10 protein-coding genes are annotated in these 13002 nt (G+C 54.8%); 5 read left to right on the top strand and 5 right to left on the bottom strand.

The window, feature by feature from the left end:
• Positions 1–40 precede the first annotated feature (40 nt).
• The gene (locus tag ABD920_RS21320; protein WP_345162086.1) at positions 41–964 is read left to right on the top strand and encodes a hydroxypyruvate isomerase family protein; all 924 of its coding nucleotides are present in this window, start codon (positions 41–43) and stop codon (positions 962–964) included.
• A 186-nt stretch (positions 965–1150) separates the two neighbouring features.
• Here the strand turns inward: ABD920_RS21320 and ABD920_RS21315 are convergent, their stop codons facing one another.
• From ABD920_RS21315 to ABD920_RS21300, 4 genes are all read right to left on the bottom strand, one after another.
• Complete coding sequence (locus ABD920_RS21315) at positions 1151–2149, bottom strand: FAD:protein FMN transferase (protein ID WP_345162084.1); 999 nt, start codon at positions 2147–2149, stop codon at positions 1151–1153.
• A gap of 228 nt (positions 2150–2377) precedes the next feature.
• Positions 2378–3697 (bottom strand): Gfo/Idh/MocA family oxidoreductase, encoded by a 1320-nt coding sequence (locus ABD920_RS21310; RefSeq protein ID WP_345162081.1) that lies wholly within the window; start codon positions 3695–3697, stop codon positions 2378–2380.
• A gap of 38 nt (positions 3698–3735) precedes the next feature.
• Positions 3736–4737 (bottom strand): formylglycine-generating enzyme family protein, encoded by a 1002-nt coding sequence (locus tag ABD920_RS21305; protein WP_345162080.1) that lies wholly within the window; start codon positions 4735–4737, stop codon positions 3736–3738.
• Positions 4738–5175: 438 nt separating this feature from the next.
• Positions 5176–5430: a hypothetical protein gene (locus tag ABD920_RS21300; RefSeq protein WP_345162079.1), complete on the bottom strand. Its 255-nt coding sequence runs from the start codon at positions 5428–5430 to the stop codon at positions 5176–5178.
• 526 nt (positions 5431–5956) lie between these two features.
• On the opposite strand from ABD920_RS21300, the gene ABD920_RS21295 reads away from it, so the two are divergent.
• The 3 genes from ABD920_RS21295 to ABD920_RS21285 all read left to right on the top strand — a co-directional run bounded on the left by ABD920_RS21295 (position 5957) and on the right by ABD920_RS21285 (position 11275).
• The gene (locus ABD920_RS21295; protein ID WP_345162077.1) at positions 5957–7843 is read left to right on the top strand and encodes a 3-keto-alpha-glucoside-1,2-lyase-like domain-containing protein; all 1887 of its coding nucleotides are present in this window, start codon (positions 5957–5959) and stop codon (positions 7841–7843) included.
• A 28-nt stretch (positions 7844–7871) separates the two neighbouring features.
• The gene (locus ABD920_RS21290) at positions 7872–10022 is read left to right on the top strand and encodes a plastocyanin/azurin family copper-binding protein (protein WP_345162075.1); all 2151 of its coding nucleotides are present in this window, start codon (positions 7872–7874) and stop codon (positions 10020–10022) included.
• A gap of 335 nt (positions 10023–10357) precedes the next feature.
• Positions 10358–11275, top strand: coding sequence for a mechanosensitive ion channel family protein (locus ABD920_RS21285; protein WP_345162073.1), 918 nt, complete (start codon positions 10358–10360; stop codon positions 11273–11275).
• 40 nt (positions 11276–11315) lie between these two features.
• Here the strand turns inward: ABD920_RS21285 and ABD920_RS21280 are convergent, their stop codons facing one another.
• Complete coding sequence (locus ABD920_RS21280; RefSeq protein ID WP_345162072.1) at positions 11316–12101, bottom strand: sialate O-acetylesterase; 786 nt, start codon at positions 12099–12101, stop codon at positions 11316–11318.
• 599 nt (positions 12102–12700) lie between these two features.
• On the opposite strand from ABD920_RS21280, the gene ABD920_RS21275 reads away from it, so the two are divergent.
• Positions 12701–12982, top strand: a complete 282-nt coding sequence (locus tag ABD920_RS21275) for a hypothetical protein (RefSeq protein WP_345162069.1) — start codon at positions 12701–12703, stop codon at positions 12980–12982.
• The last annotated feature ends 20 nt before the right edge of the window (positions 12983–13002 follow it).

The following is a 13002-nucleotide window of genomic DNA, read 5'->3' as shown; positions in this document are numbered from 1 at the left end:
AGAATTTTTCGTGATGCCGCATCCTTAGCCCCAATTATATATGAAAAGAAGTGAGTTTATCAAGAGCAGCCTGCTGGGTGCCGTGGCCCTTACAAGCGGCGCCTCGGCCTTCGCTGGTAGCCCCGCTGTGGAGCAGAAAGCACCCAAGGCTTTCAACCTGAACTATGCCCCCCACTTTGGCATGTTTAAAGAGTCAGCCGGGGAGGATATCATCAAGCAGCTCCAGTTTATGAAAGCCCAGGGCTTCACGGCCCTGGAGGACAATGGCATGATGGGCCGCCCCGTGGCCGAGCAGGAGAAGATTGGGAAAGAGCTTGCGCGCCTGGGCATGACAATGGGCGTGTTTGTGGTGGACAAAGGCGGGAACGGCCAGAACACCCTGGCGGCGGGCAAGCCCGAACACGTAGACATTTTCCTGAACGGCTGCAAGCGCGCCGTGGACGTGGCCAAGCGTGTGAACGCGAAGTGGGTGACCGTTGTGCCTGGTGATTTCGAGCGCAACCTGCCGATCGGTGTGCAGACCGGCAACGTGATTGAGGCCCTGCGAAGAGGGGCGGAGATCCTGGAGCCGCACGGCATCGTGATGGTGCTGGAGCCGCTCAGCGACTCGCCCAACCTGTTCCTGCGCACCTCCGACCAGACCTATATGATCTGCAAGGGTGTTAACAGCCCTTCCTGCAAGCTGCTGTACGATATATACCACATGCAGAAGAACGAAGGCCACCTGATCCACAACATGAACCAGACCTGGGATGAGATCGCCTATATACAGATCGGGGACAACCCGGGCAGGAACGAGCCCACTACCGGCGAGATCAACTACAAGAATGTGTTCAAGCACATTTATGAGAAAGGCTACAAAGGTGTTATGGGCATGGAGCACGGCAACGCCCGAAAAGGCAAAGAAGGGGAACTTGCCCTGATCAAAGCCTATCGGGAAGTAGACAACTTTATGCCGGCTTAATAACCAAACCGGATAAAACAGGAAGCGGTTAAGCTGATCCCATCAGGGTCAGCTTAACCGCTTTGTTTTTCAACAGCAGAGGTCTCATACCGTATCCTGCATACTTCCTTCCATCGTAAAAACGAGGCTCCCCTTTCCTTCATAAGGATAAAGCCATATAAGAAAGAGGGTTTAGGCGACTTGGGCTTATTTCATCAACCGGTAAAACCCGGCAGTAGCCGTGTCTGCCACCGCGCCGTCGGCCTGGCGGTATATAAAATAAGCCTGCAGTTCTTTCTGCCCTCTTAAATAAGCAAAGGCTTTTTCGAGTCCCATTCCCATCAGGGCATTGTCGTAGGCATCGGCGGTCATCGCGTCTCCGGCCCAGACGGTGACGCTAATCAGCTCATTGTCTAAGGGGAAGCCTGTTTTAGGGTCGATCAGGTGCGATATTTTTCGGGAGCCGCTCTGGTAGAACTTCCGGTAGTTGCCCGACGAGGTGATGGCGCCTTTCTCCAGCCTGATGATTTTTTGAATGGGGTATGCGTCCCCGGGGGAGCCTGCCGACGGCCCCTCAATTCCGATGGCCATAGGCTTCCCATCCGGCTTCCGGCCTTTCACGCGTATCTCGCCGCCCAGCTCCACCAGGTAATCCCTGATGCCATTTTTCTCCAGGAAATCAGCCAGCACGTCCACGGTATAGCCTTGTGCAATGCCGTTTACGTCGATCTGCACACAAGGCGCGTCCTTTCGCAACTGTCCTCGGCTTAAATGTATTTTGTCCGCACCCACACACGGCAGTAAATCCTGGATTGCGGCTGTGTCGGGGAGCGCCGGAACTGGGGTTGCCCCAAAGCCCCAGGCCTGCACCAGCGGCAGCACGGTGATATCGAACGCACCACCCGTTTTCCTGGACACCTGCTGCGCCTTCTTCACGACTTTTCGGAGGTGCCTGTCCGGCCGGATTCCGGTTGCAGAACGATTGAACTGGCTGATCAGGGAGTATGGTTTGTAGATGGAAAGCGAGCTGTCGATCTGTGCCAGAACAGAAGTTATTTGCGCTTTGTTGAGGCTGCTGTCTTTGGCGTAGTACGTAACCTGGTAGCTTGTGCCCTGTGCCAGCCCCCTGATCTGGAATTGCTTAAGCTCACTCTGTTTGGGGAGGAAAAACAGCGGGGAAAACAGGAGCAGTAACAGAAAGCGCATAGGTTCAGGATATGGCGGCAGGCAAAAGTAGCAGGGCAGGGGATAAAGGCAAAGCGATTAACAGAGATAAATGCACGGCAGATTTATAGATGCTGGCAAAGTGATCATCTGCCTACAGCATCATGTATATAAGACGAAAAAGATTGCCCCCTCAACCTTACCTGCCTGGGCAGTCGTGGTTTCCGGGGCAATCTCTCTTCAATTAGGATTATGTAACAGGTAACCGGACTAGATCACCTTTGTCTTGCCTGGCATGGCTACAGGATAGAACCCATCGGCATTCGGCAAAATTTTAGGCTTGGTGTCCCAGGTGTAGGCTTCCGGCATCAGGCTGACGTTCGAGTTCAGCGCCTCATCCCACTTTATCTCGTGCCCTGAGTAGGTGGCGTAACGGCCCAGGAGCGAAGTCATGGTGCTCATGGCTGACCGCTCCGCATCCGCGAACTTATACTGGCCTGCTTCTATCGCAGCGAAAAGCTCGTCATGCTCTGTTTGATATGGGTTCGGGTCGTTTTTGCCGGGATGGTCGTACAGGGAGTTGCCTTTGTAGTCCCACAGCTTTCCGTCGTTGTTGGCAGAGAGGTATACTTTGCCTTTAGTGCCCTGGAAGCTTTCATCCACCCGGTTATCGGTTCCTTCGTAGTGGCGGCACTGGCTCTGAATCACGGAGCCGTCGGCATATATAAACTCCACCGTGTGGTTGTCGAAGATCTCACCGTACTCTTTGCCTGTGCGCTGGTAACGGCTTCCTGTGCCCTGTGCCGAAACCGGGTAGCCGTTCTTCACCCAGTTAGCCACATCGATGTTGTGCACGTGCTGCTCAGTGATGTGGTCTCCGCAAAGCCAGTTGAAGTAGTACCAGTTTCGCATCTGATATTCCATCTCCGTTTGGTTGGCCTGGCGCGGGCGCACCCACACGCCGCCGCTGTTCCAGTAAACCTGTCCGGATACCACATCGCCGATCGCCCCATCCTCGATGCGTTTGATCGTTTCGCGGTAGTTGTTCTGGTAGCGGCGCTGCAGGCCCACTACCACGTTCAGTTTCTTCTTTTTCGCTTCCTCGGCAGTGGCCAGCACCTGGCGTATACCCGGCGAGTCGGTGGCGACGGGCTTCTCCATAAACACGTGCTTGTTCTGCTTTATAGCCTCCTCAAAATGGATCGGGCGGAACCCGGGAGGGGTGGCGAGCAGCACTACGTCTGCCTCTGCAATTGCTTTTTTATAGCCGTCAAACCCAACGAAGCGCTTGCCCTCCGGCACGTTTACCTTAGCTTTCCCGAATTTACCAAACAGGCTCTTGTAACTTTCGTCCAGGCGGTCCTGGAAAGCATCGGCCATGGCTACCAGCTTCAAATCATGCTTCGTTGCCAACGCCTGGAAAGCCGCCCCGGTGCCTCTGCCGCCGCAACCAACAAGGGCTATTTTGATGGTGCCCTTACCTGCTGCATATGCGCCTGCCAGGGGGAGGCTGCTCAACACGGCCCCACCGGCCAGTATGGCGGAGGCTTTCAGAAAGTCTCTTCGCTTATTTGAGTCGAAATTGTTCATGCTGTTTCTATGGAATTAAGGTTAAACGTTATTGTCTATTAATAGTCAGGGGTTGGCTGCTGGTTGTAATACGCCTCGATCTCCGCCTCGGACGGCGGGTTCACGGGGCGCACGAGCCGGAGACCAACGAAAGGGGCTTCCGGAAACCACCAGTTGCTTTTGGGTATCTGCGGATCGATCCGTTTCCAGTTCGGGTCGGAGCCTTCCCGGTTGGCCGAGCGCAGGGCTTCCGCTTTATCGGTAAAGGCGCCTCCGCGTACCACGTGCGGGTACAGTTTGTCGGGTTTCGCCACCGGGTTACTCGCAGGCTTGCCTTTGAATTTCTTGTAGTAGTCCGGGATATACTGGTCAAATGTCCACTCGGCCACGTTGCCGTGCATGTCATACAGGCCCCAGGCATTGGCTTTTTTGCTGCCGACCGGGTGCGTTTCCTTGTTGCTGTTGGCCTCGTACCAGGCGTATTCCGGGAGTGCGGAGGCGTCGTCGCCAAAAGAGTAGGCGGTTTTGGTGCCCGCCTTGCTGGCATACTCCCATTCCGCCTCGGTTGGCAGCCGGTAGAATACGCCGGTCCGGGCATACAGCCACTTGCAGAACTGGATAGCGGCATATTGCGTCATGCCCACTGCCGGGTGGTTTTCCTTTCCCATCCCGAAGGTCATGTCCAGGTAAGGCTTTGTGGGGCGCGCCACGGCGTCCACTTCGGCGCTGACAGTGCCGTTGCTCTGCGTTATCTCGTAGTCTTTGTACACGAAAGGCTCAAAAACATCCCAGGTCACCTCATGCTTGCCCATCCAGAAGGGCTCGAGCTTTACCGGGTGCTGCGGCCCCTCGTCCGCGTCCCTTCCTTTTTCGCCGGCGGGGCTGCCCATCATGAACTCGCCGCCGGGGATGGCCACCATGTCGAATTTAAGTTTGGTGCCGGAAATTTCCTGTGTGTAGGGCTCACCGCTACTTTGCTGGCAGAAGGCGATGGTGGGGGTAAGCGTGAGGGAGGTTAGCCCGAATAATAGTGTGTTAAAAGATAGTTTGATCAGATTCATTCCAGCTGTTGTCGTTTCTCGCGGTGTAGTGATTTTTTTGAAAACCTGGCGGATCTGCTGCGGCACTTCTATAGCTGCGAAAAAAGTCCGCACCGCCTGCAAGAGAAAAAAGCCTATAGATTTCCAAAAATCAAGTGATTGATCAATTTTATTATAAAAACTGACATAAACAAGTTTCAACACTATTAATGTGATCGGCGGGCGCTGTTTTTTGTGCAACACTTCAGCAAGGGCAGTATATGCCCCTCCTGTAAGCGAAAGCAGGCCCGGAGCGCGCGGGCCATCCGAAGAGGCTTATTATATATTAACTATATATAGGTGTTGCTTTTGAGGAATGCCGCCTCAGAGGAAGCAGGACGCTGCTTTTAATGCCGGTGGCATAATAGCTGGGTATATCCTGTGTCGTGGGGTTGTGGACGCAACGGCAGATTACCGATGTCAAAACCTGGCTGAGATCTCCGTCAGGCTGATCATCTCCAAATACGGGTCCAAGGAAACCTGGTCCTGGAGGCCGCGCGCCAGCACGAATTCGTGCCGCCTGGGTTCGTACCAGAGCTCCGCAAAAAACTGGTTCATGTGGTACAGGCATATCACGTACTGCGACCTGTGCCGCATCGCCAGGAAAGTACCTTGCCGCGTCAGGATCCCCGCCCGCTGCTCTAAAGGTTGCTGGTTGAATTGGTTTAAGTCCATGGTAAAGGGTGTCCTGTGCCTTTAGCTAACGCATTCCGCCCGCAGGAAATTGAAGGCGAACCGCTGATAAAATAACTGTCGTAGTGCCGGGGTGCCATTTCGCCGGCGCGCAGGGCTGCCGGTGCCAACCGGTCGCTGCCCCTCTGTATAAATCCGATATCGGCGCATTTCGTTCGCTGTTTTTGTTATTTGTTTTCAAGGCCCTGCAGGAGGATTTATATATGGCAGAAAATATATTTGCTGCTTATCCAAACCTTTATATATAGTTGGGAGTATGTAAAGCAGCATATCTGATTAATTTAGATGAAAAGGTTGGAAGGCCCGTGGAGTGAACGCTACGGGCCTTTTACTTTGTACTCCCTCCCCGGCATAGCCGCTTCTCCCGTTGCCGCTTTGCCGGCTCCCCTTTTCCATGGAAAACTACTTATACAAAGAAGGCCTGAAGTAGGAACGATTTCATTTTTTACAGGCTTATCTTTGTAATAGTTTCTCACTTTCTTTAATTATGTGTCTTACAAACGCTTTTATGAGATATCATTCATTTTCGATTCTCTTTTTTCTGGTGCTTACCGCATTTACGGGCATGGCGCAGACAAGGGAATTGCCCAACACAACCGTTTCGCTCCAAAACATGGAGGCCTTCCGGCCGGTAGCGGAAAACTGGCAGCTGACAGGCGATGTTTATTATGACCTGAAGAAGGCTGGCAAGGGAAAGATAGAGCAAGGCACCGGCGTGCTGGTAAACGATCCGTCGGATAAGAACAAAGACAACCTGCTCACCAAAATGGAGCACGGCGACATCGAACTGGAGCTGGACTTTATGATGGACAAAGGCTCGAACGCCGGCATCTACCTGCAGGGGCGCTACGAGGTGCAGCTGTTCGATAGCTGGGGGGTGCAGAACCCGACTTCCGCTGATTGTGGGGGGATATATGAGCGCTGGGACGAGAGCCGCCCCGACGGCAGGAAAGGCTTTGAAGGCCATGCCCCCGCCGTGAACGTCAGCAAGGCGCCCGGCCTGTGGCAGCATTACAAAATCGTGTTCAGGGCGCCCCGTTTCAACGGGCAGGGCCAGAAAACGGAGAACGCCGTGTTTGTGCAGGTAATCCACAACGGGGTGACCATTCACGAAAACGTGGAAGTGACAGGGCCGACGCGCGCCGCTGCTTTCCAGGACGAGCAGCCGCTGGGCCCCCTGATGATACAGGGCGACCATGGCGCGGTGGCGATCCGCAACATCAGCTACAAATCATTCGGAACCGAGCCTGTCACCCTGACGGGCCTGACGCTGAAGGCCTATGAGGGCGAGGCGAAGGACCTGGCCGCCTTAAACAATCTGACGCCGGTGAGGGAAATGGACATCCGGGCGCTGGCCCACCAGGGCTCCGGCACCAAGGACCAGTTCGGCGGCAGAATAAACGGCACCATCCACATACCCACCACAGGAGAGTACCTTTTCAACCTGAAACTGAACTGGATCCCGGAAGACAACAATTACCCGGAAAGGCCAAACGGTGCCGGCGAGCTGACCATCGGCGGCAAAAAGGTGATCACGATTGACGGGGAGCACGGGGATGCTTCGGCGATGGTGCAGCTGGAGGCAGGCGAGCACCCGATCGAGCTTTCGTACCTGAAGAACTTCGGGTACTGGTATGCCCAGAGCAACGATTTCACCCTGACGGTGGAAGGGGCAGGCGTTGCCCGCACAGCGTTAAACACCCCGCTGCGTGCCGTAGATCCGGTGGGCGCTATCATGGTGCTGGCCGATACCAGGCCAGTGATGCTGCGAAGCTTCATCGAGCACAACGGAGCCAAAAGAACGCACACGATCTCTGTTGGGGAGCCCGGCAAAGCCAATTATACCGTTGACCTGGGGACGGGTGATTTCCTGCAGTTCTGGCGCGGTAACTTTATGGAGACAACCCCGATGTGGCACGGACGCGGCGAGAGCCAGCTGGGCGTGCCGATGGGGAGCGTGATCGAGCTTGCGGGCAAACCCTCCCTTGCTTTTCTGGCAGACGGAAGCGCGGCCTGGCCGGATTCCAATGCGGCGTACAACTACCTCGGGTATGAGGTGGACAAGAGCGGCCGCCCGGCCTTTAAATACAACCTGGGCAAAGCAAGTGTGCGCGAGGAGTTTGAGGTGAGCGAGGAAGGCCGCAAGCTGGTGCATACCCTGACAGTGGTGCCTGGCCAGGAACAGGGGGAAATGTGGTGCAGAGTGGCGGAGGGAAGTGAGATCAAGGAATTGCCGAACGGCTTATATGCCATCAACGACAAGGAGTACCTGATCGAGTTGCCACGCCGGGCAAAGCCTGTTATCCGGAACACGGGGCAGAACAGGAAAGAGCTTCTGCTACCCGTTAAAGCCAAAAACGGCAGCGCAGAAGTGGCATATAACATCGTTTGGTAGGCGTTAGGCAACAGGAGAAAAAACAGTCATGAACATACAATCATTGAGTATAGGCCTCTCAAAGGCGACCCTTTTTACCATCTGTTTGCTTATCCTGGGTGGGCAACCGGCAATGGCACAGAAAAAAGCCAAGGTAAACCCCGAGACGGGAAGTAAGCAACCGGCGCCAGCCGCTAAGGGGCTTGAGCAGACGGAGGCTATCCCGGAAGTGGAGGACGATTTCTACAAGCTGATTTCGCTGCCGATACCGGAAGGCGTTATCTTGGAGGTTGGTGGCCTGGCCACGCTGCCCGATGGCAGCATTGCGGCCTGCACCCGAAGGGGAGAGGTCTGGATCATTTCGAATCCCAATATATCCGGTAACGCCAAACCAACATACAAGCGTTTCGCGTACGGCCTGCATGAGCCGCTCGGGCTGGCCTACAAGGACGGCGACATCTACGTAACACAGCGCAGCGAACTCACCCGGCTCCGAGACAACGACGGCGACGGCGAGGCAGACGCGTACGACAAGGTGTATTCCTGGCCGCTGTCGGGCAACTACCACGAGTACTCCTACGGCCCGCTGTTTATGCCGAACGGGAATATGCGGGTGACCCTGAACCTGGGCTGGAGCAATAGCCTGGGGCATGGCGTCAGCCTGGCGCCGTGGCGCGGCTGGATGCTGGAAATCACCCCGGACGGGCAGATGACGCCTATCGCGGCCGGTTTGCGTTCGCCCTCCGGATTCGGCATGAACGAAGCGGGAGACGTGTTCTACACCGAGAACCAGGGCGACTGGGTTGGCTCGGGCCGCATCTCGCACATCGAAAAAGGTGATTTCCTGGGTAACGCCGAGAGCCTTCGCTGGACAGACCTGCCAGGCTCCCCGCTTAAACTGAAACCGCAGGACATTCCGAATACCGGTGAGCCCATGTATGAAGTAGCGAAACGGGTGGATGCCCTGAAGCCGCCGGCTGTGTGGATGCCGCACGGCATCCTGGGCATCTCTACCTCCGGTATCCTGAATGACGACACGAACGGGAAATTTGGGCCTTTCACGAACCAGTTCTTTGTCGGCGACCAGGGGCAGAGCAAAGTCATGCGGGTGGCGCTGGAGAAAGTAAAAGGGCAGTACCAGGGGGTTGTTTTCCCGTTCAGGGAAGGCTTCTCCTCCGGTATTCTCCGGCTGATATGGGGCAGCGACGGCTCCATGTTCAGTGGTATGACGAGCCGCGGCTGGTCCTCCACCGGGAAAGAGCTTTTCGGGCTGCAGCGCCTTGTCTGGACCGGCAAGACTCCTTTCGAGATGAAGACCGTGCGGGCGATGCCGGACGGGTTCGAAATTGAGTACACGCTGCCTGTGGACAGGAAACTGGCCGCCGACCCGGCGGCTTACAAGGTAACGGGCTTCAACTATAAATACCAGGCCGCTTACGGCAGCCCGGTTATCAACAACGAGAAATGCGCTGTGCGCGGTGTGGTGGTGTCGGAGGATGGGTTAAAGGCCCGCCTGGTGGTGGATGGCCTGCGGGAAGGTTATATCCATGAGATCACAGCCGAGGGCGTGCGTGCCGCTGATGGAAAGCCCTTGCTGCACCAGGTCGGTTACTACACGCTCAACCAGTTCCCGGATGGGGAGAAGCTGGCCCTTGCAGCGCCTGCGCACGACCATACCGCGATGGCCTCTACAGACAAGGCAGCAGCGACAGCGGCCAAGCCGGCTGCCACAAAAGCAACTGCTGCGAAGAAAGCCGCTGCCGCTAAGCCCGCTGCCGGCACACAGGCCAAGCGCGTCACCAAACGGCCTGCCTCCTGGACGAAGGAAGCGGACATCACCATCAACGTGGGTACAAAGCCCGGCCTGAAGTTTGACCCCTCGCAGCTGCGCGTGAAAGCGGGCAGTAAGGTTAAAGTGGTTTTCCACAACAACGACGACATGCTGCACAACTTCGTAATCGTGTTGCCGGGAACAGCCATCGAGGTAGGGGAGATGGCGATGAAACTGGGCCTGGAGGGGCAGGAGAAAAACTATATCCCCCAGACAGACAAGCTGCTGTACCACACCAAGCTGCTACAGCCCAGTGAAACAGAAGCGATCTATTTTGAGGCCCCCAGCAAACCTGGCGAATATACCTTTGTTTGCACCGTGCCAGGACACTTTTACGTGATGCAGGGCACTTTGAAAGTAGTGGAATAGAGTCGCCGATCAGCGGCCATCTGCATAGGAGTAAGGCATGCGGATGCTTTGGCGCTGTAAGCTGTTGTAGATAGCTGGCTATATATCAAGCACTGCAAATCTAAGTCAATCTATATATAGCAGGGCCCGTGGCGTAAGCGCCATGGGCCTTTTGCTTTTCAAACCCGGTCTGTTAACCTGCGTAATTTTTCTGCTGCCTCAGGTGTCTCCCGTCCCGGCCATGAAACTGGATACCGGTCAATCCGTTTAGAAGCAGCAGGTGCGGCGGCTTGTTATATGCGCAGCGCACCGCCGGCCGTTTAGCGCCTTTGACACGCAATTTGAAACAGCAACTCATGCAAGATGCCACTCGCTTAGATATCAACGGTTCTACCGCCAGCCTGATGGATGTCGTGAATGAATACTGGGAGAGGTTCCTTTTTTTGCTGCCCAACATCCTGCTCGCCCTCCTGATCTTCTTTGTAGCCCTTTGGGTCGCGGGCAAGGTGAAGGCCGTGCTTGGCGAAAGGCTGTCGGGCAAGGCGCATGACAGGATTACGGGGCAGTACATCGCACTGGTGTCGAAGTGGGCGGTTATAATTGTGGGGCTGTTGCTGGTGCTGCAGACACTGGGCCTCACCGGGGTAGCCGGCGGTTTGCTGGCGGGCGCCGGTCTGTCAGCGGTGGTGATCGGCTTTGCCTTCAAAGACATCGCGGAGAACTTTCTGGCAGGCCTTATCCTCGCCTTTAACCGCCCCTTCGAGATAGATGACACCATTGAAGTGGAGGATACCGTCGGGAAGGTGAAGGCGCTGCACCTGAGGTCCACCCACGTCCTGACGTTCGACAGCATGGATGTCTATATCCCCAATGGCACGATCCTCAAATCAAAAGTGGTGAACCTTACTCAGAATGGCCTGATCAGGATGCATTTTGTAGTGGGCATCGACTACAACGACAACATACAGGATGCCATCGACCTGATTGAGAGAACGGCGCTGGGCGTGGAAGGCGTTTTGCAGCAAGACCCGCCCTATGCCACAGTAGATGAGCTCGGCACCAGCACCTTGAATATAAAAGTGTTTTTCTGGGCCGAAACCGATGACTATAAAAAGGGAGTGGTGCTGCTGAAAGGAAGCATTATGCAGGCCGTAACAAAGGCACTGCTGGAGAACGGCTTTGGCCTGCCCGCCAACATCCAGGAAATCAAGTTATATGACTACCAGAAGGACCTCCCCGTCCGGGTAATGGAAAGGGGGGCGCAGGGAGAGTAGCGACGCCCGGGTCCGCCAATTGCACTGCAAAAGCTGCAGGCTATTTCACGCCTTTGATAGCGTTAAAAAGATCGGTGCCGGCCTGCAATTGCCCTGCAGCGTTGGCATGCAGCCTGTCCTGCGGGTTGCGTTCATAGCCATTCGTTTCCAGGGTGGCGACTGTGCGCTTGTCTGCGGCGGCACGGGCCGCTTTGCCTTTGTTGATAGCGCCCGCCTGCGGGTGGCTTTTCAGGTCAGAGAATATTTTAAACACCACCCTTTTCGTGCCGCCCAGGTAGGTCACCTTGTCGAGCGATGCGAAAAACGCCTCCTCGTTGGCCCGGTAAGCACTGGCGTGTTCAGTTACCAGGGCGTCCGCCTCGCCCTGCCACCAGGCGATTGTTTTAAACACGGGCTCTTTCCCTTCGGCTACCAGCGCCGCACGCGCTTTTTCGATCGTTTCCTTGCTTTGCTCCAGCAACTCGTTTGAGTCGGGGTGCCAGTCGAGTATTTCTCTCGAGCCTGAATTATATAGTTGGGAGTTCCCGAAGCCTGCCACCACAAAGTACACGTCTTTCTGCTTGTGTTGCTGTAGCAGTTGTGCCGCCTTCACCACAGGACCGAATTGCCCCTTGTTTGACATCGTGTTGACCCCTGCCTGCATCAGTTCGAATTTTCCGCTGTGGGTGTTGTAGATATAACAGCCCTGCAAAGGCTGCTGCAGCTCGGTGGGCAGTTCGAAAGAATAGGCACGGCCAAGCCCGTTCGACTGGCCCAGGATCACGTGCACCTCCACGCTATTTTCGGGCTCAGAGTGTTCCTTACCGCAGGAGGCAAGTCCAATCAAGCTAAAAAGGGTGTAAAGAAGCACTTGGTAAATTGGGGATCTCATGGTGCTAATAGCTTTTAGTAGATAGAGTAGAAGCGTAATAATCGGTTTTAAAATTCATTCCCAGCACCTACGGCATAGTGCTCTCAGGGTTTCTTGTTATTGACATATCGCAATAAAATATTGTGAATTTAAGCTAATGTATTTGAAGGTTTATATATAAAGCGTTGCAGGAAAAGATAGATTAGCGCGCCTTTTGGCAGCACTGGTGGCAGGGACCTGCGGTGGCTGGCAAAAACAGGCCATAGTCTCAGGTAGAAAGTGACGGGTCGTCGGGCATGTGGCAGGCGCATTTGCAGCAGCATAAATCCTTTAATTGCCCTTTTTATAGGGTGGGCTGTGGCCTGTCTTATTCGATTATTTATATCCTGTGCAAATAATTTCAGGGCGCTGCTGCTGCAGTATTGCTATGTAAGTAATTGATTATAAATAGCTTATATATAAAATAATGTTGTGCCGAAAAACCTATATGCCACATAGGTATCGGAGAACTGCTGCGGCACACGCTCCGGCATGATTATTTCCTATATATTGCAACACCAATTTAGCATCTGAATATGAAGTCAACTTTAATGAGAGGTTTCCTGCTGGCAGGGGCCTTATTTTACATGGCCTCCTGCTCTACCTCCAAAAAGCAGCCGTCCCGCACGGGCAGAGTCATTATCATCGACGATACCAAGCATGCCCGCACCGGTCAAAAAGACAACGGGCTTCACAAGGGCTGGTATAAAAACCCGAACAACCCGCATCACCCAAACACGACAAACCCCGGGCACACGAAACACAAGAAAGGGAAATCCGCTAAGGCAAGTAGCGCCAAGAAAGGCAAGAAAAAATAACGTTGTGCAAAAAAACTGAA

Origin of the sequence: Pontibacter saemangeumensis (genome assembly GCF_039541895.1) — a bacterium.
GTDB lineage: Bacteria > Bacteroidota > Bacteroidia > Cytophagales > Hymenobacteraceae > Pontibacter > Pontibacter saemangeumensis.
Note: the sequence above shows the minus strand (reverse complement) of the source record. Positions and strands in the feature narration are given on the sequence as shown.

Coding starts and splice junctions, on each gene's coding strand:
- ABD920_RS21275 (WP_345162069.1), top strand. CDS start 12,701: ATGAAGTCAACTTTAATGAGAGGTTTCCTGCTGGCAGGGGCCTTATTT.
- ABD920_RS21290 (WP_345162075.1), top strand. CDS start 7,872: ATGAACATACAATCATTGAGTATAGGCCTCTCAAAGGCGACCCTTTTT.
- ABD920_RS21315 (WP_345162084.1), bottom strand. CDS start 2,149: ATGCGCTTTCTGTTACTGCTCCTGTTTTCCCCGCTGTTTTTCCTCCCC.
- ABD920_RS21305 (WP_345162080.1), bottom strand. CDS start 4,737: ATGAATCTGATCAAACTATCTTTTAACACACTATTATTCGGGCTAACC.
- ABD920_RS21320 (WP_345162086.1), top strand. CDS start 41: ATGAAAAGAAGTGAGTTTATCAAGAGCAGCCTGCTGGGTGCCGTGGCC.
- ABD920_RS21295 (WP_345162077.1), top strand. CDS start 5,957: ATGAGATATCATTCATTTTCGATTCTCTTTTTTCTGGTGCTTACCGCA.
- ABD920_RS21285 (WP_345162073.1), top strand. CDS start 10,358: ATGCAAGATGCCACTCGCTTAGATATCAACGGTTCTACCGCCAGCCTG.
- ABD920_RS21300 (WP_345162079.1), bottom strand. CDS start 5,430: ATGGACTTAAACCAATTCAACCAGCAACCTTTAGAGCAGCGGGCGGGG.
- ABD920_RS21310 (WP_345162081.1), bottom strand. CDS start 3,697: ATGAACAATTTCGACTCAAATAAGCGAAGAGACTTTCTGAAAGCCTCC.